19 protein-coding genes are annotated in these 18,453 nt (G+C 70.7%); 11 read left to right on the forward strand and 8 right to left on the reverse strand.

Annotated features, from left to right (window positions below):
• Positions 1-13 precede the first annotated feature (13 nt).
• From nrfD to IWH25_RS01995, 3 genes are all read left to right on the forward strand, one after another.
• Positions 14-1,252, forward strand: a complete 1,239-nt coding sequence (gene nrfD / locus IWH25_RS01985; RefSeq protein ID WP_203387689.1) for an NrfD/PsrC family molybdoenzyme membrane anchor subunit — start codon at positions 14-16, stop codon at positions 1,250-1,252.
• A 74-nt stretch (positions 1,253-1,326) separates the two neighbouring features.
• On the forward strand, positions 1,327-2,145 hold the full coding sequence (locus IWH25_RS01990; RefSeq protein ID WP_203387690.1) for a molecular chaperone TorD family protein: 819 nt from the start codon (positions 1,327-1,329) through the stop codon (positions 2,143-2,145).
• 149 nt (positions 2,146-2,294) lie between these two features.
• The gene (locus IWH25_RS01995) at positions 2,295-2,486 is read left to right on the forward strand and encodes a hypothetical protein (protein ID WP_203387691.1); all 192 of its coding nucleotides are present in this window, start codon (positions 2,295-2,297) and stop codon (positions 2,484-2,486) included.
• A gap of 7 nt (positions 2,487-2,493) precedes the next feature.
• On the opposite strand, the gene arsB is transcribed toward IWH25_RS01995, so the two are convergent.
• The 5 genes from arsB to IWH25_RS02020 form a co-directional block, all read right to left on the reverse strand.
• On the reverse strand, positions 2,494-3,585 hold the full coding sequence (arsB, locus tag IWH25_RS02000) for an ACR3 family arsenite efflux transporter (RefSeq protein ID WP_203387692.1): 1,092 nt from the start codon (positions 3,583-3,585) through the stop codon (positions 2,494-2,496).
• Entirely contained in the window at positions 3,582-4,091 is a 510-nt protein-coding gene (locus tag IWH25_RS02005; RefSeq protein WP_203387693.1) for an arsenate reductase ArsC, read from the reverse strand. The genes arsB and IWH25_RS02005 overlap by 4 nt, the downstream gene beginning before the upstream one ends.
• On the reverse strand, positions 4,088-4,423 hold the full coding sequence (locus IWH25_RS02010) for an ArsR/SmtB family transcription factor (protein ID WP_203387694.1): 336 nt from the start codon (positions 4,421-4,423) through the stop codon (positions 4,088-4,090). Before IWH25_RS02010 ends, IWH25_RS02005 begins: the two co-directional genes overlap by 4 nt.
• Positions 4,424-4,547: 124 nt before the next feature.
• On the reverse strand, positions 4,548-4,904 hold the full coding sequence (locus tag IWH25_RS02015; protein WP_203387695.1) for a DUF2784 domain-containing protein: 357 nt from the start codon (positions 4,902-4,904) through the stop codon (positions 4,548-4,550).
• Between the two features lie 27 nt (positions 4,905-4,931).
• Positions 4,932-5,801, reverse strand: coding sequence for a LysR substrate-binding domain-containing protein (locus IWH25_RS02020; RefSeq protein ID WP_203387696.1), 870 nt, complete (start codon positions 5,799-5,801; stop codon positions 4,932-4,934).
• A 105-nt stretch (positions 5,802-5,906) separates the two neighbouring features.
• Here IWH25_RS02020 and IWH25_RS02025 point away from each other — a divergent pair, with 105 nt between their 5' ends.
• A complete protein-coding gene (locus IWH25_RS02025) occupies positions 5,907-7,142 on the forward strand; it encodes an MFS transporter (protein WP_203387697.1) in 1,236 nt (411 codons plus the stop codon).
• On the opposite strand, the gene IWH25_RS02030 is transcribed toward IWH25_RS02025, so the two are convergent.
• Positions 7,136-8,281 (reverse strand): S1 family peptidase, encoded by a 1,146-nt coding sequence (locus IWH25_RS02030; protein ID WP_203387698.1) that lies wholly within the window; start codon positions 8,279-8,281, stop codon positions 7,136-7,138. The two genes, IWH25_RS02025 and IWH25_RS02030, sit on opposite strands and share 7 nt — an antisense overlap.
• 55 nt (positions 8,282-8,336) lie before the next feature.
• Here IWH25_RS02030 and IWH25_RS02035 point away from each other — a divergent pair, with 55 nt between their 5' ends.
• The 3 genes from IWH25_RS02035 (at position 8,337) to IWH25_RS02045 (ending at position 10,473) form a co-directional block, all read left to right on the forward strand.
• Positions 8,337-8,807: a rhodanese-like domain-containing protein gene (locus IWH25_RS02035; RefSeq protein WP_203387699.1), complete on the forward strand. Its 471-nt coding sequence runs from the start codon at positions 8,337-8,339 to the stop codon at positions 8,805-8,807.
• Between the two features lie 63 nt (positions 8,808-8,870).
• On the forward strand, positions 8,871-9,710 hold the full coding sequence (locus IWH25_RS02040; RefSeq protein ID WP_203387700.1) for a class I SAM-dependent methyltransferase: 840 nt from the start codon (positions 8,871-8,873) through the stop codon (positions 9,708-9,710).
• A 79-nt stretch (positions 9,711-9,789) separates the two neighbouring features.
• Positions 9,790-10,473, forward strand: coding sequence for a DUF6901 family protein (locus tag IWH25_RS02045; RefSeq protein WP_203387701.1), 684 nt, complete (start codon positions 9,790-9,792; stop codon positions 10,471-10,473).
• 16 nt (positions 10,474-10,489) lie between these two features.
• On the opposite strand, the gene IWH25_RS02050 is transcribed toward IWH25_RS02045, so the two are convergent.
• The gene (locus tag IWH25_RS02050; RefSeq protein ID WP_203387702.1) at positions 10,490-11,026 is read right to left on the reverse strand and encodes a peroxiredoxin-like family protein; all 537 of its coding nucleotides are present in this window, start codon (positions 11,024-11,026) and stop codon (positions 10,490-10,492) included.
• A gap of 89 nt (positions 11,027-11,115) precedes the next feature.
• Between IWH25_RS02050 and IWH25_RS02055 the strand changes: the two genes are divergently transcribed.
• The gene (locus IWH25_RS02055) at positions 11,116-11,943 is read left to right on the forward strand and encodes an AraC family transcriptional regulator (RefSeq protein ID WP_203387703.1); all 828 of its coding nucleotides are present in this window, start codon (positions 11,116-11,118) and stop codon (positions 11,941-11,943) included.
• 111 nt (positions 11,944-12,054) lie between these two features.
• On the opposite strand, the gene IWH25_RS02060 is transcribed toward IWH25_RS02055, so the two are convergent.
• A complete protein-coding gene (locus IWH25_RS02060) occupies positions 12,055-12,975 on the reverse strand; it encodes a Tim44 domain-containing protein (RefSeq protein ID WP_203387704.1) in 921 nt (306 codons plus the stop codon).
• Positions 12,976-13,277: 302 nt separating this feature from the next.
• On the opposite strand from IWH25_RS02060, the gene IWH25_RS02065 reads away from it, so the two are divergent.
• The 3 genes from IWH25_RS02065 (at position 13,278) to putA (ending at position 18,394) form a co-directional block, all read left to right on the forward strand.
• Positions 13,278-13,967, forward strand: coding sequence for a GntR family transcriptional regulator (locus IWH25_RS02065; protein WP_203387705.1), 690 nt, complete (start codon positions 13,278-13,280; stop codon positions 13,965-13,967).
• Between the two features lie 10 nt (positions 13,968-13,977).
• Entirely contained in the window at positions 13,978-15,072 is a 1,095-nt protein-coding gene (locus tag IWH25_RS02070) for a branched-chain amino acid ABC transporter substrate-binding protein (RefSeq protein ID WP_203387706.1), read from the forward strand.
• Positions 15,073-15,211: 139 nt separating this feature from the next.
• The gene (gene putA / locus IWH25_RS02075) at positions 15,212-18,394 is read left to right on the forward strand and encodes a bifunctional proline dehydrogenase/L-glutamate gamma-semialdehyde dehydrogenase PutA (protein ID WP_203387707.1); all 3,183 of its coding nucleotides are present in this window, start codon (positions 15,212-15,214) and stop codon (positions 18,392-18,394) included.
• Positions 18,395-18,453: the final 59 nt, after the last annotated feature.

Consider the following 18,453-nt stretch of genomic DNA (forward strand, 5'->3'; position numbering starts at 1 on the left):
ATAGGAGACGATCATGAGAAACAAGACTGAACCGCAAACCCTGGGCGAACTGCTCGCTGCCAGCGTGGCCCTGGCCAAGGACCCCTCCGCCGCCGGCCGCTGGTTCCTCGGCTCGATGGCCGTGCTCGCCGCCAGCTTCGCGTTCGTGCTGTACCAGCTGGTCGCCGTCGGCCACGCCTCGTTCAACACGTCCAGCGATGGCGTGAACTGGGGCATGGCGATCTCGACCTACGTCTTCTTCGCGCTGACCTCGTCCGGGCTGACGATGATCGCCTCGCTGGCGACGGTGTTCGGCTTCAAGCAGTTCTACCCGATCGCCAAGCGCTGCATCTTCCTCGGCATCATCACGCTGGTCGCCGGCTTCTCGGTGCTGGCGCTCGAGCTCGGCCACCCCTTCCGCATGCTGTGGACGATCCCCACCGGCATGCAGGTGATGAGCCCGATGTTCTGGATGGGCGTGTTCTACGCGATCGACCTGGTGCTGCTGATCATCAAGTTCTGGCTGATGCTGAAGGGCGACTGGGACAGCCCGCTGTCGCACCAGGTCGGCAACGCCGGTTTCGTCGCCGCGATCCTCGCCTCGGGCATGCTCGGGCTGGTCTTCGGCTCGATGGCGATGCGCCCGATGTGGTACGGCTCGTTCGCGTCGATCTACTTCATCCTCACGGCAGCGCTCTCCGGCGCCGCAGCGATCATCGTCACCACCTACATGGCCTACGACTTCGATCGCAAGCAGATGCCGGCGGAACTGAAAACGCTGGCGTCGAGCAACCAGTTCACCAAGGTCTTTGCGGCGCTGATCGGGATCACGCTGGTGATGATCGTCACCCGCTTCTGGACCGGCTTGTGGAGCAACATGGACGGGCTCGAAGGCTTCAACATGCTGCTCCGCGACCCGCTGTTCCACGTCGAGATCTGGGTCGGGCTGGTGCTGCCCTTCTTCATGATGCTGTCGCCGAATTCCGGGCTGAACAAGACCTCGCAGCTCGTCGCCGCCTTCCTCGTGCTCGGCGCGATGTTCATCAACCGCTACGAGTTCGTGATCGGCGGCCAGCTGGTGCCGATGTTCAAGGGCAACTGGACGAACAGCCTGATCGCCTACACGCCCTCGGCCATCGAATGGGCGCTGACGGTGCTCGGCGTGGCGATGGCGCTGGCCTGCTACGCCTACGGCGAGAAAGTGTTCGACCTGTCGTCGACGCCGTCCGGCAAGGCCGCCGAGCCCTCCGGCGCGGTCCGCGCGGCGGGCTGAACGAACTCCTGACGAGGAGATGGGGGGCCGGCAGTCTGCCCGTTCCGCCGGCCCCTTCTTTTTTGGACGAAGCGATGAACGACCTGACCCTGCACGAACATGACCCGGCCGCGGTGCGCACCGAGCTGTGGCTGACCCTGGCGCGGGCCTTCCGTCCGCCGCTCGACCCGCTTACTGCCGCAGCGGTGTGCGAGGTCCTCGCCGACGATCTCGCCGATCTCGCCGCCGAGGCCGGCTTCACTGCCGACGACAGCCTCGCCGGCATCCGCGCGGCGGCCGCCGCGACCAGCGACGCGCAGGATCTGCTGGTGCTCTACAGCGGACTCTTCCTGATGCCGCCGACCCCGGCCCGGCTGAACATCGGCATCTACCTCGACGGCGTCACCAACGGCCCGGCGCTCGACGCGATGGACCTGTGGCGCGCACGTTACGGCGTGCGCCAGCGCGACGACTTCAAGGACATGGCCGACCACCTCGCCCTCCAGCTCGAATTCATGGCCTATCTCGCCAGCCTCGGCGAAGAAGAAGCGCTGCGCAGCTACGCCAACACCTTCCTGCTGCCGGCGCTGCCGAAGATCGTTGCCGCCCTCGACGCGAGCGGCGCTGGCGACACGCTGTATCGCCATCTGCTCGCCTACACGCTGGCGTCGCTGCAGCCGTTGTCCGACGCCGGTGACGCCGACCCGCGCAGCAAGCGGCAACAGCGGCGGCACGATACCCACCATGGCGTCTGGCGCCACTGCAGCGTCTGCGCAAAGCCCTTTGCCCGCGAAAAGGAGGTCCGGATCATGGCCAAGGCGTTGGCACAGGCCGGCTTGCCGGCTTTGCACCTCGACCGCTGCCCCGACTGCCGCGACCCGACCCAGGGCGCGCTGCCGAGCATCAAGCGCTAGCGCCCCGGCGTTTGCCGCGGACGGTGGCGCACACGCCTTGAAGCAAGCTCGCCGTGATCTAGATTGAAAGCAGGACATCCCCGAAACGAAGAGGGAGCGCACCGATTGTCAAAGGCGGCGAAGGGAAGCACGACGCAAGGAGGAAAGCCATGAACGCACTGCATGACGCCGACGACGTCGCGCGCGACGAACGCCGCACGCACGCCGACCCTGAGCACGACACGCACCGCCGGCTGCGCGACAGTCGTTTCAACATGTTCCGCTGGCCGGTCTTCCTCGTCGCGTGGGCCGTCGGCGGTGCCGCGATCCTGCTCGCGCTGATCTACATGGCGGCGACCTGAAGCCGACTCAGGTGGGGCGATTGCTGCTTTCGTACCAGCCCTTGCTGGCGTTGACGACCTTGACGACGAGCAGCATCACCGGCACCTCGATCAGCACGCCGACAACGGTGGCGAGCGCCGCGCCCGATTCGAAGCCGAACAACGAGATCGCCGCCGCCACCGCCAGCTCGAAGAAGTTGGAGGCGCCGATCAGCGCCGACGGGCAGGCGATGCTGTGCTTCTCGCCGAGCGCGCGGTTGAGCCAGTAGGCAAGCGCCGAGTTGCAAAAGACCTGGATCAGGATCGGCACCGCCAACAGCGCGATGACCAGCGGCTGCTTCAGGATCGCCTCGCCCTGGAAGGCGAAGAGCAGCACCAGCGTCGCCAAGAGCGCCGCGATCGACCACGGGCCGATTCTTTCCATCGCCGCGTCGAAATGCGCCTGCCCCTTCTGCAGCAGCGACCTGCGCCACCATTGCGCGAGGAGCACCGGAATCACGATGTAGAGCCCGACGGAAACGAGCAGCGTTTCCCACGGCACGACGATGGCCGACAGCCCGAGCAGGAAGGCGACCAGCGGCGCGAAGGCGAAGACCATGATCGTGTCGTTGACCGCCACCTGCGACAGCGTGAACAGCGGGTCGCCGTTGGACAGCCGGCTCCAGACGAAGACCATCGCCGTGCACGGCGCCGCGGCGAGCAGGATCAGGCCGGCGACGTAGCTGTCGAGTTGTTCGGCCGGCAGCCAGGGCGCGAACAGCTGGCGCACGAACAGCCAGGCGAGGAAGGCCATCGAGAACGGCTTCACCAGCCAGTTCACGAACAGCGTGACGCCGATGCCGCGCACGTGCTGGCGCACCTCGTGCAGCGCACCGAAATCGACCTTGACCAGCATCGGGATGATCATCACCCAGATGAGCAGGCCGACCGGCAGGTTCACCTGCGCCACCTGCATGCGCCCGACGGCCTGGAAGGCGCCGGGCAGCCATTGGCCGAGCGCGATGCCGGCGACGATGCAGAGGAACACCCAGACGCTGAGGAAGCGCTCGAAGACGCTCATCGCGCCCGTGCCCGCGTCGCCGGCGGCGGCCCTGATCGTCTCTGCGCACTGCGCGCTCATGGCGCCGCCTCGTGGATTTGCTGCGCCGCCGCCTTCATGTCGTCCGCCGACATCGTCTCCAGCGGCAGCGCGAGGAAGGCCTCGATGCGCGCGCGCAGCTGCCGGTAGGCGGTCTCGAATGCGTCGCGCCGCGCGGCCAGCGGCTCGACGTGCGCCGGGTCGGGGAGGCCCCAGTGCGCCGTCGCCGGGTGGCCGGGCCACACCGGGCAGGTCTCGCCGGCGGCGCTGGCGCAGACGGTGACGAGCAGGTCGATCTGCGGCGCGCCGGGGACGGCAAACTCGGCCCAGGACTTGCTGCGCGGCGCTTCCGCCAGCGGGATGCCATGCTTCGCCAGCGTTTCCAGCGCCACCGGATTGACCTCGCCGGACGGCTGGCTGCCGGCCGAGAAGGCGCGGATGCGGCCCGGGGTTTCCTGGTTTCCGAGGTGGTTGAACAGCGCCTCGCCGAGGATCGAGCGGGCGGAATTGCCGGTGCACAGCACCAGCACGTTGAGCGGTCGGGTCATCGGTTTTTCTCCGGCGGGCAAGCATCGACGACCTCGCCGCAGCCAGCGCCGCCGCAGCAGTCCTCGGTGAGGAAGCGCAGCAGCGCGTTCATCGCGTCGTAGCGCGTCGCGTAATAAATGAAGCGGCCTTCCTGGCGGGCGACGACGAGGCCCGAGGCGACCAGCTCCTTGAGATGGAAACTCAGCCGGCCGTCAGCGGCGACGCCGAGCCCTTCGGCGAGGCGGCCGACCGACAGGCCGCCTTCACCGGCACGGACGAGCAGGCGAAAGGCGCGCAACCGGGTGTCGTGGGCGAGCGCGCCGAGGGCGGCGACGGCAAGGTTCAATTCCATATTTCAATGATAATTGAAATAATATCGGCAACGCCAGCCTGTTGTCGCCGCGCCGGCGCGTTCCGCCCGCCATCGCCCGCCATCGCCCGCCAGGCGGCCCCGCAACGGAGGCGTCGCCGGCCGGCTAACGGCGACGGCGCCACAGCCACAGGTAGATGGCGGCGTTGAGCAGCAGCAGCGCGAGACCGAGCAGCATCTGCAACTCGCGCGTCAGTCCCGGCGGATAGATCAACGGCAGCAGGTAGCGTTCGATGAAGCCGCCGGCATAGCCCGCCTCGCCGGCGGCGACGCGCAACCAGTTCTCCAGCGGCGTCAGCGGGCAGACCCAGCCGCAGGCGACCACCGCCGCCCCCCACAGCGCAGCCGGCACATGCACCCAGGCCAGCCACGGCCAGCGCAGCACGAGCAAACCGCCGGCGACGGCGAAGACGATGAAGGCGAAGTGGATGGCGACGACCAGGTCGGCGAGCAGTGCGTACATCGTCCTCGTTCCGCGGGCGGGGAAAGCTCAGGCGTCGGCGGCACGCCGCCGCAGCCAGCCGGCGAAGACGCGCGCCGCCTCGCCCGGCTCGCCCTCGCCGATCAGGTAGTAGGCGCCGCTCGCGAAGGGCGCGGCGAGCGGCACTTCGACCAGCGCGCCGCCGAGTAGCAGGCCATCGACGAACAGGCGCGGCACCAGCGCGACGCCGAGCCCCTCGACCGCCGCCTGGATGGCGAGGATGGTGTTGTCGAACTCGATGAACTCGGCTGCCGGCGCCTCGCCGAGGCCGGCGGCGGCGAACCACTTCGGCCACAGGTCGGGGCGCGAGCGCATGCGCACCAGCGGCACCGCGAGCAGGTCGGCCGGCGTCCGCCAGCCGCTGCGGCCGGGAAAGCGCGGACTGCAGACCAGCGCCGCGTGCTCGCGCATGAACGGCTCGCCGGCCAGCCCGGCGAAGTGCGCCGGGTCGCGGCGGATGTGCAGGTCGACGGCGCCGCTCTTCACGATCGGCCCCTGCGAGGTGCCGAGGCGGACCTCGATCTGCGGATGCTCGGCGCGGAACTCGGCCAGCCGCGGGATCAGCCAGTGCAGCGCGAAGGTCGGCGTCGCGTCGACGCGCACGCTGCCGCGCGCCAGCCCGCGCACACGCTCGCCGGCCTGCTCGATCGCCGCCAGCGCCGGCGCCACCTGGGCGAGGAAGAGCTGGCCGAGCTGCGTCAGCTCGATCGCGCGGTGGCGGCGCTCGAACAGCGGCACGCCGAGATGCGCCTCGAGCCCCTGCACCTGCCGGCTGACGGCGCCGGGGGTGACGCAGAGCTCGCCGGCGGCGTCCTTGAAGCTGGCGTGGCGGGCGGCGGTGACGAAGACGCGGAGCGCGTTGAGGGGCAGTGCGGACATGATTTTCGATTGTAGTTTACTCAATCGTTAGCGCCATATTTTTCGCTTGAGCGGGCATTTTCGCTGCGCGATGATCCGCAGGTCGCCACTTCACGATTGATCCGGATGCACCCCACCCATGCCCCCGACGACGGCCGCTGGCTGTTCCGTCTGTGCCTTTCCCGCCTCGGCTTCTCGCTGATCAACACCGCCTACGCGGCACTGATCCCGCTGCTGCAGCCGGCCTGGGGGATGTCGGCGAGCCAGGCGGGGGCCGTGCAGTCGGCCTGGCACGCCGGCTACATCGTGTCGCTGGTGGCGGCCAGCCTGCTCGCCGGCCGCTACGGCGCGCGCAACACCTTCCTCGGCATGGGCTGGGCGGCCTGCGCCAGCGCGCTGGTGTTCGCGCTCGGCGCCGTCGACTACGCCAGCGCGCTCATCCTCTACGGGCTGGCCGGGCTGTTCGCCGGCGGCTCCTACGTGCCCGGGCTGACGCTGATCGCCGAACGCTTTCCGCCGGCGGCGCGCGGCCGCGCGATGGGCGCCTACATCGCCGCCGCCTCGCTCGGCTACGCGGTCGGGCTGGTCGGCGCCGGGCTGCTCGCCGAACGCGGCGGCGCCACGGCCGGCTTCCTGCTCGCCGCCGCCGGCACGCTGCTCGGGCAGGCGCTCGCGGTCGCCACGCTGCGCGGCACGGCGAACGTGGTGAGCGACGCCGGCGCGCGCGGACCGCTGCTGTCGCTGGCGTCGGTCGCCTGGCTGTGGCGGCACAAGGCGGCGCGCTACGTGATCCTCGGCTACACCTTCCACGCCTGGGAGCTGCTCGGCATGTGGGCCTGGCTGCCGGCCTTCCTCAGCGCGGCGGCGGCCCTGCACGCCGGCGACGGCGGCACGCTGGTGCTCGCCGGCGCCGCGCTGGCGGCGCTGACGCACCTGGTCAGCACCGCCGGCAGCCTGTTCGGCGGCCACGGGTCGGACCGCTGGGGGCGGACACCGGTGATCCTCGCCATGTCGCTCGCCAGCATCGCCTGCGCGCTCGTCTTCGGCTGGGCGATGGCGCTGCCGCTGGGGCTGCTGGTGGCGCTGGCGGTGGTCTTCAACCTGACCGCGATCGGCGACTCGGCGATCCACTCGGCGAACCTGACCGAGCAGGTGCCGGCGCCGCACCTCGCCACCGCCTACGCGCTGCGCTCGATCCTCGGCTTCGGCATGGGCGTACTGGCACCATGGCTGTTCGGCCGCGTGCTCGACGCCGGCGGCGGCGGCCCGGCGGCCTGGGGCTGGGCATGGACGCTGCTCGGCGCAGTCGCGCTCGCCGGGCCGTGGGCGACCTGGCGGCTGCAGCGACTGCCGCGTCAGTAGGCGGGGAGGTACTGCGCCGGCGCCAGCGCGATCGGGAACAGCGGCTTTGCCAGGAGCGCGCGCGCCGTGGCCTCGGTCACCGAGATGCAGGCGCCGTACTGCGGCGCTTCGCCGCCCTTCGCCTGGAAGCGCTGGACGGCGGTGACGATGCCGACCAGCCGCCCCTCGCCGTCGAGCAGCGGCCCGCCGGACGAGCCGGGACGGCAGTAGTTGTCGGAGAGCAGGAAGGTCTCGCCGCCGCGCTCGGCGCGCAGCCGGAAGCTGCCCTCGGACCAGGCCATCGCCGTCGAGCCGCCGGGATGGCCCATCGCGTGCACGGTGTCGCCGGGACGCAGGTTCGCCGAGCTGCCCCATTCGATCGCCTCGCTGCCGGCGCCCGGCGCGAACAGCAGGCAGGCGTCCTCGCCGTCCAGCCGCGCGTACTTCTCGACCTTGCTGCTGCGCCCGGTCAGGCTGTGCTCGACGATCAGGCCGTTGGTCGCGCCGCCGGCGAGCACGTGGCAGTTGGTGAGGATGCGGTCGGGCGCGATCAGCACGCCGGAGCCGGTCTTGTTGCGCTGGCGCACCAGGAACACCGTCCACGCCAGGTAGCGGGCGTCGAAGCCGGGCTGCTTGGCGCCGCGCGCCGGCAGCACGGCCAGCGCCGCCGGCGCGGCAGCCGGCGACGGCGCGGACGCGGCCTGGGGTTCCGCCGGCGCCGCGGCGACGGGCGGCTCGGCGGGCGGGGCCGGCTCCGGCGCCACCGTCGGCGACGGCACCGGCGCGACTGCCGGCACGGCCGGCGGCGGCGCGGGACGGGCGGCGACCGCGGCCGGCGCCGGCGTCTTCGGCCACAACAGCGCGGCGGTGAGGCCGGCGGTGACGACCAGGACCAACCCGTTGCGCAGCGGCGAACGCGCCGGCCGCACGGCGCGCTCGTCGACGACGAGCGGCGGCGGCGCGGCGGCGGCCAGCTGGCGGTCGTAGGCTGCGCGCCGCGCCGGGTCGCGCAGCGTGTCGCCGGCGACGCGCAGCAGCGACAGCGCGTCGGCATCGCCGGCGAGCGCCGCGGCACGGGCGACGTAGGCCGCGTCGATGTCGTCGGCAGCGGCCGAGGCGGCGACGCCGAGGACGGCGTAGAGGGTGTTGTCGGTGCGCATGCGGTCGACTCGCTGAAGTTCTAGAATGAATTGCTGCCTTCCCCGGAATTCTGCCATGAAGATCACCGCCCGCTATGCCTTTGTACTTTCCCGGATCGTCCTCGTCGGCGCCGCGCTGCTCGCCTTCGGCGCCCGTGCCGAGGTGATCGACATCGACAACGCCGAGCTGGCGCGGCTGTCGGCCGCCGGCGTGCCGGTGATCGACATCCGCACCGAGGGCGAGTGGAAGGAGACCGGCGTCGTCCCCGGCAGCCGGCTGATCACGCTCTTCGACGAGCAGGGCCGCGCCGACGCGCCGGCCTGGCTGGCGAAGGTGAAGGGCGTCGCCGGCCCCGAGCAGCCGGTGATCGTCATCTGCCGTAGCGGCAACCGTACCCGGGCAGCCAGCCAGCTGCTGTCGCAGCAGGCCGGCTACCGGACCGTCTACAACGTCAAGGCGGGCATCCGCGCGTGGGCCGGCGACAATCGGCCGCTGGTGCCGGCGGCGACCGCCGTCGCCACCTGTCCCGCCGGTGCGCGTTGCTGACGCGGCGCCGCAGGCGCCGCGCTGCAGGTTGCCGGCACCCGGCGGCTGCGGTATAAGCCGCGCATGAGCAAGCACGCGAACCCCGCAAAAACCTACGAGCTGCGGCCCGGCCAGTCGGTCGAGCTGCTCAAGGAACTGCACATCCTGACCCGCGACGGGCAGATGAACCAGGACAGCCGCCGCAAGCTGAAGCAGGTCTACCACCTGTTCAACTTCATCGAGCCGCTGCTGCTCGAAGCGCAGCAGGCGAACCCGGAGATCCACCTGGTCGACCACGGTGCCGGCAAGTCCTACCTCGGCTTCATCCTCTACGACCTGTTCTTCCGGGAGCGCGGCGGTCCCGGCTCGTGCATCTGGGGCATAGAGACGCGCGACGAACTGGTCGCGCGCTCGCGCGCGCTGGCCGACCGCCTCGGCTTTGCCGGCATGAAGTTCCTCAACCTGTCGGTCGCCGACTCGATCGTCTCGCCCGAACTGCCGGCCCGCGTCGACGTCGTCACCGCGCTGCACGCCTGCAACACCGCCACCGACGACGCGATCCGCTTCGCGCTGGCGAAGCAGGCCCGCTACATCGTGCTGGTGCCGTGCTGCCAGGCCGAAGTCGCGGCGACGCTCAGGAAGCACAAGGCGACGGCGCTGGCCGGCGCGCTCGGCGAGGTGTGGCGGCATCCGATCCATACCCGCGAGTTCGGCAGCCACCTGACCAACGTGCTGCGCTGCCTGCAGCTGCAGGCGCACGGCTACGACGTGACGGTGACCGAACTGACTGGCTGGGAACATTCGCTGAAGAACGAGCTGATCGTCGCCGTCGACAGGAAGCTGCCGACGCGGAAGCCGGCCGAGCGGCTGGCCGAGCTGCTCGCCACCTTCGGCCTCGAGGACCTGCGCGAACGCTTCGCCTGAGCGATGTGCGGCGCACATCGCGAAGAAGCCCCCTGGGGTGCCTGAGCGGGCGGCGCGCGCAACGAAAGGAGACAAAAGCATGCCCGACGCCCGGCGCCGTTTCGAATACCGCCTGCGTTTCCCCGATGGCGCACGGCGCGTCATCCCGATCGTCCTCGACGGCACCACGCTCGGCTGCGTCGAGCCGCCGCCAGTGGCGCGCGCATGGACCGCGCTCGCCTGCCACCGCTGCCCGCACTGCCCGCTCGACGCCGCCGAGGCGCTGTGCCCGCTCGCCGCACGCCTCGATCCGCTGGTCGAGGTGCTCGGCTCGGTGCTCTCCTACGAAGCGCTCGACGTCGAAGTGGCCAGCGGCGAACGCACCGTCAGCACGCACGCGCCGGCGCAGGCCGTCGCCAGCTCGATCATCGGCCTCATCGGCGCCACCAGCGGCTGCCCGCACACCGCCTTTCTGAAGCCGCTGGCCTGGTTCCACCAGCCCTTCGCCGGCGAGGAGGAAACCGTCTTCCGCGCCGTTTCGGCTTGGTTTCTCAAGCAGCACTTCCGCGAACTCGACGGCGAGACGCCGGACTGGTCGCTGGCCGGACTGCGCCAGCGTTACGACGCGCTGCACACGGTCAACGTCCATCTCGCCCGGCGGCTGCGCCAGGCCAGCTCGGCCGACGCGACGGCGAACGCGATCGTCCGCCTCGACATGTTCACCAAGGCGATCTCCGGCGAGATCGACGACATCCTCGGTTTCCTGCGCGGCCGCCTCGGCTGAACGACGCGGCTGCGTATTACAGCGGCCCGGTGTATTCGCCGCGCGCCGGGTAGTCGTTGGCAATCGCGAAGTCGAGGCCGGCGAGCAGGTCGGTAAAATTCGGACGGGCGAACGGCATCGTCTGCACGGCACCGTAGTAGAGCGTGCCGTCGGGACGGACGAGAAACACCCCGGGTTCGGAAAAGAGCGCCGGCTCGTCGATGCCGATCGAGGTCTTGCCGCGACTGCCGGAAATGTACAGTCCCCAGGCGCGCGCGCTTGCCAGGTCGACGCCGTAGCCGACGCGCAGCGCGTTCGCCCTGACCTTTTCCGCCATCGCCGCACCGCGCTCGGCACCGTCGGACGACAGCGCGACTACGCTGACGCCGCGCTTCTCGAACTCCGGCACCAGCCTCTCCAGTTCGCTCAGGTATTTGGCGCAGATCGGGCAATGCAGGCCGCGATAGAAGACGACCAACGTGAAGTGCGGCGGCGCCTCGGCAGCCAGATCGAAGCGGCCGTGGGACACGGTATCGACGGCGAGCGGCGGGACTTTCTGGCGGGGAATCAGCATCTCGATCTCCTGGCTGTTGGGGTTGCAATGACGCCACTATGCGGTACGATCGGCAACAATAGATCCTCGATTGATTGCAGTTCGTCCAAATGAATCGCAACTCGCCGCGCCTCGACCGGCTCTCGGTGCTGCTCGACGGCCTCTCGGCCAGCGTCGCCATCCTTCACGCCGGGCCGCTCGTGCATCCGCTGACGCCCGCTGGCGATCCGCGCAGCCATCTTTACCTGCATCTGCTGCTGTCCGGCGAGGCGAAGTGCCGCCTGCCCGGCGGCGAACGCCGCCTGGCGTCGCCGTCGGCCATGGTCCTGCATAGCGACCTTGCTCACACCGTGGTCGCTGCCGCGGGCACACCGGAGCTGCTGTCGGCCCGCATCCGCTTCGACGGGCCGAGCGGCGGCGCCTTTCACGCCGCCTTCGGCGACCCGGTCGAGCTTCCGCTGAACGGCGCCACCGACGATGCCACGCATCTGCTGGCGCTGATCGGCAGCGAGTTGCGCAGCCCGCGCTGCGGGCATCGCAACCTGCTCACCCACGCCGTCGACATGCTGCTGATCAGCCTCCTGCGCCACATCATCGCCCGCCCGGGGAGCGGCGCCGGGCTGCTCGCAGCACTCGCCGACCCGCGTATCGCACGCGCCGTGGTGGCGATGAACGAGAATGTCGCACAACGCTGGAACCTGGAGTCGCTGGCGGCAACGGCGGGCATGTCGCGCACCGCCTTCGCGGCCGCCTTCCGGGAACGGATGGGGGCGACCCCGGGCCGCTATCTGGCCGGCCTGCGGCTCGCAGTCGCCGAACAGGCGGTCGTCGCCGGCCACGGTCTGAAGCGCGCCGCACAGGCCTCCGGCTACGCCAGCCCGGCAGCCCTGTCGCGCGCGTTGTCGCGGCGCCGCCGGCGGCCGCCGACGCCCGGCTGAAGCGCGGCGGCCCGCCGTCGCGCGGCAAGCGTCGCTGCGCCGCCGGAAGCACGCACGAAAAAAAAGCCGGCGGGGTCGCCCTCGCCGGCTTTTCGCATCGCGCCGGAGCGCTTACTGGACCTGCTGGATGCCGGCGACGGTCCAGCCGCGGCTGCCGTCGGCCGGCTTGGTCAGGTGCCAGATTTCCGAGAAGCTCTCGGCGGCGGCAGCGCTGTCCTCGCGGATGAGGCCGCTGAAGTGCACGCTGACGACGTAGCGGTTGCCTTCCTCGGCGACGTCGATCACCTGCGCGTTCAGCTCGACGACGTCGGTCTGCTGCGGCGCGCCCTTGCGCTCGTCGATCGCCAACTTGATCTCGGCGAACATTTCCGGCGTCGTGAATTCGCGGATGTCGTCGAGGTTGGCGGCGTCGTTCGCCGCCTGCAGGCGGATGAAGTTCACCTTGGCGTTGCGGGCGAAGGATTCGGCGTCGAAGTCCGCCGGGATGTTGCCGGCGACCGCGGCGCCGGCAACGGCGCCAGCCGCTGCGGCGGCCATCGGCGCGGTGGAGGCGCCGCCGGCCGGGGTGAACTCCGGACGCGGCGCGCTGCCGCCGGCACCGGCGCCGGCCGCGGCGTACTGCATGCCGCCCTGGGCCTGCGCAGCGGCCTTCTTGCGCATGATGAAGCCGATCACGGCGACGACGACGAGCGCCAGCAGCGCCATCAGCATGAAGCTGGCGAGCTCTTCGCCGAAGCCGAAATGCGACGCCAGTGCGGCGAGGCCGAGACCGGCGGCGAGGCCGGCGACCGGGCCGAGCCACGAGCGCTTCGGCTGCGCGGCCGGGGCGGCGGCGGTGGCGCCGGCCTGGGTCGGTGCCGCCTGCTGCTGTTGCTGCGCCGGCGCCGCCTGGGTGTTCTTGGCCGGCGGCGTCGCCTGCCGCTGCATGCCGGTCGAGCCGCCGCCGCCGAGGCGCTTGGCGGCCTCGGCGTCGCCGACGTTGAGCGTGAAGCCGACGACCACGGCGGCCGCCAGCGCGAGGAACTTGTTCATACGAGCCTCCTTCGGTGAGAGATGTGGACGCATGGTACGCCAGTAAACGAACAACAAAAACAGGCGCATTTCTGAACTTATGATCGAAAAAACCGATTATTCAGCCCACCGGGGCCGGCTCTGAACGCCGCCACCGCGCGGATCGCGGCGTTCCGGGCCGGCGCCAGGGGAAACCGAACGAGCCACTGTCGCAGAAACCGGGCGCGCTGCCGCATGCTGCAGCGCAGCTTGCACATCCGTAAATTCGTTTCTATCCTTGCGCACTCTTTATATCGTATACGATCTACGAAATACTCCCGGCCATGAGCGACCCCCTCGACCTGCTCGACATTCCGCGCCTTGCGCGCCTGTCCGCCTCCGACCAGATCGCGACGACGCTGCGCGACGCGATCGTCGACGGCCTGCTGCCGGCCGGCGAGGTGCTGCGCCAGGACGACATCGCGGCGCGCTTCCACGTCAGCAAGATTCCGGTGCGCGAGGCGCTGAAGCGCCTCGAGGCCGAAGGCCTGGTCAACTTCTTCCGCAACCGCGGTGCCGTCGTCGCCGCGCTGTCCACCGAGGAAATCCTCGAGTACGTCGACATCCGGGCGATGCTCGAGGCGCGCGCCGCCGAGCTGGCCGCGCCGCGCATCAGCGACGACAGCCTGGCGCGCGCCGCACGCTGCCTCGACGAGTTCGGCGCCGCGCTGCAGGCCGGCCGCCTCGGCGAGCTGAATTGGCAGTTCCACTCGGCGCTGTACGCCGACGCCGACCGCCCGATCCTGATGGGCGAGATCCGCGCGCTGTACGACAAGGTCGAGCGCTACGTGCGGGCCTTGCTCGCGATGACCACCGAAATGCCGAAAACCCAGTCCGAACATCGCGCCATCCTGGACGCGTTTGCCCGGCGGGACCCCGACGCAGCGGCAGAACTCACGCGGGCGCACGTGCTCGACGCGGGGGCGTCACTCGTGAAGTACCTCAAGGACCACCGGGACCATCACCATCGTTAGGAGGAACCAGATGAAGCAATTTACCGTAGCCGCCGCCGCTTTCTCGCTCGCCGCCTTTGCCGGCGCCGCGCACGCCGACCTGCTGGTCGCCATCGCCGGCCCGATGACCGGCCAGTACGCCTCGGCCGGCGACCAGATCCGGAAGGGCGCCGAAATGGCAGTCGCCGACCTCAACGCCAAGGGCGGCGTGCTCGGCCAGAAGCTGGTGCTCGAGGTCGGCGACGACGCCTGCGATCCGAAGCAGGCGGTGTCGGTCGCCAACACCATGGTCAACAAGAAGATCGTCTTCATGCACGGCCACTGGTGCTCGAGCTCGACGATCCCCGCCTCCGACGTCTATGCCGAAGCCGGCATCCCGATGGCGACCGTGTCGACCAACCCGCAGGTCACCGAGCGCAAGCTGAAGAACATCTTCCGCATCATGGGCCGCGACGACCAGCAGGGCCTGGTCGCCGGCAACTACCTGGCCGATACCTTCAAGGGCAAGAAGATCGCCGTCGTCGACGACAAGAGCGCCTACGGCAAGGGGCTGGCCGACGAGATCGCCAAGGCGATGACCGCCAAGGGTGCCAAGCCGGCGCTGCGCGAGTCGATCACCGCCGGCGAGAAGGACTACTCGGCGCTGGTCACCAAGCTCAAGGCCGCCGGCGCCGAAGTGCTGGCCTACGGCGGCTACCACACCGAGGTCGCGCTGATCCTGCGCCAGGCGCAACAGGCCGGGCTCAAGCTCACCGTGATGGGCGGCGACACGATGACCAACTCCGAGCTGGTCACCGCCGCCGGCGCCGCCGCCGACAACGTGCTGTTCACGTTTGCCCCGGACCCGCGCAAGAACGCTTCCGCCGAGGCCGTCGTCAAGAAGTTCCGCGACGCCAAGGTCGAGCCGGAGGGCTACGTGATGTACGCCTACGCCGCCATGCAGCTGTTCGCGCAGGCCGCCGAGAAGGCCAAGAGCGCGAAGCAGGCCGACGTGCAGAAGGCGCTCGCCGCCGGCAACTTCGACACCGTCATCGGCAAGCTGGCCTTCGACGCCAAGGGCGACAACAAGGCCCCCGGCTTCGTCGTCTATCGCTGGCAGGGCGGCAAGTACGACTACGCCAAGTAAGACCGGGCGGCATTGCGGGCACCATGCGGCCCGCAACGCCGCCGTCGCTGTTTGACGTGCGTCCGGGCTACCCGCCCGGGCGCATCACCCGCCGGCCGGCGCACAACGCCGGCCGGCCTCCACCGAAACGGGGTCCATCATGACCGAACCGCTCCTGCCGCCGGCGACCGGAAGCGCGGCGCTGCGCGCCGCGATCCGCGCCCACCACCGCGCCGACGAGACGACGCTGGTGCGCGAGCTCGCCCGCCGCGCCCGCTTCACGCCGGCCGAGCAGTACGAAATCCTCGAGCGCGCCCGCCCGCTGGTCGAGAAGGTGCGCAGCGAGCGCACCCGCACCACCGGCATCGACGCCTTCCTCAACACCTACGACCTGTCGTCGCGCGAAGGCATCGTGCTGATGTGCATGGCCGAGGCGCTCTTGCGCATCCCCGACGCCGACACCGTCGACCGCCTGATCCGCGACAAGATCGGCGGCACCGACTGGGCCGACCGCCTCGGCGCCTCGCACAGCCTGTTCGTCAACGCCTCGACCTGGGCGCTGATGCTGACCGGCCGCATCATCTCGCTCGGCGACGAGGACAAGAACCCGAACGGCACCCTCGGCAAGCTGGTCGCCCGCGTCGGCGAGCCGGTGATCCGCCAGGCGACGATCGCCGCGATGCGCATCCTCGGCCGCCAGTTCGTGATGGGCCGCAATATCGGCGAGGCGCTCGAACGCGCCCAGGGCGCCGAGGCGCGCGGCTACCGCCACTCCTACGACATGCTCGGCGAGGCCGCGCGCACCAGCCAGGACGCGCTGCGCTACTTCGAGTCGTACAGCCGCGCGATCGAAGCCATCGGCGCCGCCGCCAACGGCCAGCCGCCGCTGCTGGCGCCGTCGATCTCGGTCAAACTCTCCGCACTGCACCCGCGCTACGAGGCGCCGCAGCACGCGCGCGTGATGCGCGAGCTGCTGCCGGCGGTGAAGAAACTGGCGCTGCTGGCGAAGCGCCGCAACATCGGCTTCACCATCGACGCCGAGGAAGCCGACCGGCTGGAGATTTCGCTCGACCTCATCGAGGCGCTCGCGCTCGACCCCGACCTCGCCGGCTGGAACGGCCTCGGGCTGGCCGTCCAGGCCTACATGAAGCGCGCGCTGCCGGTGCTCGACTGGCTCGCCGACCTCGCCCACCGCGCCGATCGCCGGTTGATGGTGCGCCTGGTCAAGGGCGCCTACTGGGACGCCGAGGTGAAGCTGGCGCAGGAGCGCGGCCTCGACGCCTACCCGGTGTTCACGCGCAAGCAGTCCACCGACGTCTCCTACCTCGCCTGCGCGCGCCGCCTGTTCGCCGACCGCGAGGCGTTCTACCCGGCCTTCGCGACGCACAACGCGCACACGCTGGCCGCCGTCGCGCGCATCGCGATCGCCGCCAACGCCGGCACCGACTGGGAGTACCAGCGCCTGCACGGCATGGGCGAGGAACTCTACGACCAGATCGTCGGCGACGACCGCTGGGGCGTCGCCTGCCGCGTCTACGCGCCGGTCGGCAGCCACGAGGACCTGCTCGCCTACCTGGTGCGGCGCCTGCTCGAGAACGGCGCCAACTCCTCGTTCGTGAACCGCATCGCCGATGCCGACCTGCCGGTCGAGGCGCTGCTCGTCGACCCGGTCGAGAAGGTCGCCGGCTTCGACGCTTCCGGCGCCGGCATTCCGCATCCGCGCATCCCGCTGCCGCGCGACCTCTATCGCGCCGCCGGCGACGACCGACCCAACAGTGAGGGAAGAGACATGTTCGACCAGCCCACCATCGCCGACTTCGGCACCGCCATCGCCGACAGCCGTCGCATCACCTACCTCGCCGCGCCGATCGTCGACGGCTCGCCGGTCGACGGCGCCGCCCGCCCGGTGCGCTCGCCGGCCGACGGCCGCGACCTGATCGGCAACTGCGTCGAGGCGACGCCCGCGGACTGCGCCCGCGCGATGGACAGCGCCGCGCGCGCCTTCCGCCGCTGGGACCGCACGCCGGCGTCGACGCGCGCCGCCGCGCTCGACCGCGCCGGCCGGCTGCTGCAGGACCGCATGAGCGAGCTGGTCGCGCTGATCGTCCGCGAAGGCGGCCGCACGCAGGGCGATGCGGTGTCCGAGGTGCGCGAGGCGATCGACTTCTGCCACTACTATGCCAAGGAGGCGCGCGCCCGCTTCGGCGCGCCGATCGAGCTGCCCGGGCCGACCGGTGAGAGGAACTCGCTGCACCTGCACGGCCGCGGCGTCTTCGTCTGCATCAGCCCGTGGAACTTCCCGCTCGCCATCTTCGTCGGCCAGATCGCCGCCGCGCTCGCCGCCGGCAACAGCGTCGTCGCCAAGCCGGCCGAGCAGACGCCGCTCGTCGGCGCCGCCGCGGTGCGCCTGCTGCACGAGGCCGGCATCCCCTTCGACGTGCTGCACTTCGTTCCCGGCGACGGCCGCGTCGGCGCCGCGCTGGTCGAGCACCGGCACTGCGCCGGCGTCGCCTTCACCGGCTCGACCGAGGTCGCACGCATCATCGCGCGCACGCTGGCCGGCAAGGACGGCCCGATCGTGCCGCTGATCGCCGAGACCGGCGGCCAGAACGCGCTGATCGCCGACTCTTCGGCGCTGCCCGAGCAGCTGGTGCGCGACGTCGTCGCCTCCGCCTTCAACTCGGCCGGCCAGCGCTGCTCGGCGCTGCGCGTGCTGTGCGTGCAGGCCGACATCGCCGACAAGGTGATCGAGATGCTGAAGGGGGCGATGCAGGAGCTGGTGATCGGCGATCCCGCCGACATCACCACCGACGTCGGCCCGGTCATCGACCACGACGCTCGCGCCGTGCTCGAGGCGCACTGCCGCAAGCTCGACGGCGAGGCGCGCGAGATCTTCCGCTGCGCGCTGCCCGAGGCGCTCGCCGCGCAGGGCAGCTGGTTCGCGCCGGCGGCCTACGAGATCGCGGGCATCGAGGTCCTCGAGCGCGAGGTCTTCGGCCCGGTGCTGCACGTCGTGCGCTGGCCGGCCGACCGCCTCGACGAACTGTGCGACGCCATCGCCGCCACCGGCTACGGCCTGACGCTGGGCATCCACAGCCGCATCGACGAGACCGTCGCCGCCATCACCGAGCGCCTGCAGGTCGGCAACACCTACGTGAACCGCAACATGATCGGCGCCGTCGTCGGCGTCCAGCCGTTCGGCGGCGAAGGTCTGTCGGGCACCGGCCCGAAGGCCGGCGGTCCGCACTACCTGCTGCGCTTCGCCGCCGAGCGCACGATCTCGATCGACACCACGGCCGCCGGCGGCAACGCCAGCCTGATGTCGATGGACGAAGGCCTGTAACCCCGACGCCGGGCACGGACGGCGGCCCCGCCGCCGCCCGTGCCCGCAGGAGACCCTCC

This window comes from Azospira restricta, assembly GCF_016858125.1.
GTDB lineage: Bacteria > Pseudomonadota > Gammaproteobacteria > Burkholderiales > Rhodocyclaceae > Proximibacter > Proximibacter restrictus.

What these genes read in the sequence shown, in the direction of transcription:
- nrfD (WP_203387689.1), top strand. Translation starts at nt 14, where the DNA reads ATGAGAAACAAGACTGAACCGCAAACCCTGGGCGAACTGCTCGCTGCC.
- IWH25_RS01990 (WP_203387690.1), top strand. Translation starts at nt 1,327, where the DNA reads ATGAACGACCTGACCCTGCACGAACATGACCCGGCCGCGGTGCGCACC.
- IWH25_RS01995 (WP_203387691.1), top strand. Translation starts at nt 2,295, where the DNA reads ATGAACGCACTGCATGACGCCGACGACGTCGCGCGCGACGAACGCCGC.
- arsB (WP_203387692.1), bottom strand. Translation starts at nt 3,585, where the DNA reads ATGAGCGCGCAGTGCGCAGAGACGATCAGGGCCGCCGCCGGCGACGCG.
- IWH25_RS02005 (WP_203387693.1), bottom strand. Translation starts at nt 4,091, where the DNA reads ATGACCCGACCGCTCAACGTGCTGGTGCTGTGCACCGGCAATTCCGCC.
- IWH25_RS02010 (WP_203387694.1), bottom strand. Translation starts at nt 4,423, where the DNA reads ATGGAATTGAACCTTGCCGTCGCCGCCCTCGGCGCGCTCGCCCACGAC.
- IWH25_RS02015 (WP_203387695.1), bottom strand. Translation starts at nt 4,904, where the DNA reads ATGTACGCACTGCTCGCCGACCTGGTCGTCGCCATCCACTTCGCCTTC.
- IWH25_RS02020 (WP_203387696.1), bottom strand. Translation starts at nt 5,801, where the DNA reads ATGTCCGCACTGCCCCTCAACGCGCTCCGCGTCTTCGTCACCGCCGCC.
- IWH25_RS02025 (WP_203387697.1), top strand. Translation starts at nt 5,907, where the DNA reads ATGCACCCCACCCATGCCCCCGACGACGGCCGCTGGCTGTTCCGTCTG.
- IWH25_RS02030 (WP_203387698.1), bottom strand. Translation starts at nt 8,281, where the DNA reads ATGCGCACCGACAACACCCTCTACGCCGTCCTCGGCGTCGCCGCCTCG.
- IWH25_RS02035 (WP_203387699.1), top strand. Translation starts at nt 8,337, where the DNA reads ATGAAGATCACCGCCCGCTATGCCTTTGTACTTTCCCGGATCGTCCTC.
- IWH25_RS02040 (WP_203387700.1), top strand. Translation starts at nt 8,871, where the DNA reads ATGAGCAAGCACGCGAACCCCGCAAAAACCTACGAGCTGCGGCCCGGC.
- IWH25_RS02045 (WP_203387701.1), top strand. Translation starts at nt 9,790, where the DNA reads ATGCCCGACGCCCGGCGCCGTTTCGAATACCGCCTGCGTTTCCCCGAT.
- IWH25_RS02050 (WP_203387702.1), bottom strand. Translation starts at nt 11,026, where the DNA reads ATGCTGATTCCCCGCCAGAAAGTCCCGCCGCTCGCCGTCGATACCGTG.
- IWH25_RS02055 (WP_203387703.1), top strand. Translation starts at nt 11,116, where the DNA reads ATGAATCGCAACTCGCCGCGCCTCGACCGGCTCTCGGTGCTGCTCGAC.
- IWH25_RS02060 (WP_203387704.1), bottom strand. Translation starts at nt 12,975, where the DNA reads ATGAACAAGTTCCTCGCGCTGGCGGCCGCCGTGGTCGTCGGCTTCACG.
- IWH25_RS02065 (WP_203387705.1), top strand. Translation starts at nt 13,278, where the DNA reads ATGAGCGACCCCCTCGACCTGCTCGACATTCCGCGCCTTGCGCGCCTG.
- IWH25_RS02070 (WP_203387706.1), top strand. Translation starts at nt 13,978, where the DNA reads ATGAAGCAATTTACCGTAGCCGCCGCCGCTTTCTCGCTCGCCGCCTTT.
- putA (WP_203387707.1), top strand. Translation starts at nt 15,212, where the DNA reads ATGACCGAACCGCTCCTGCCGCCGGCGACCGGAAGCGCGGCGCTGCGC.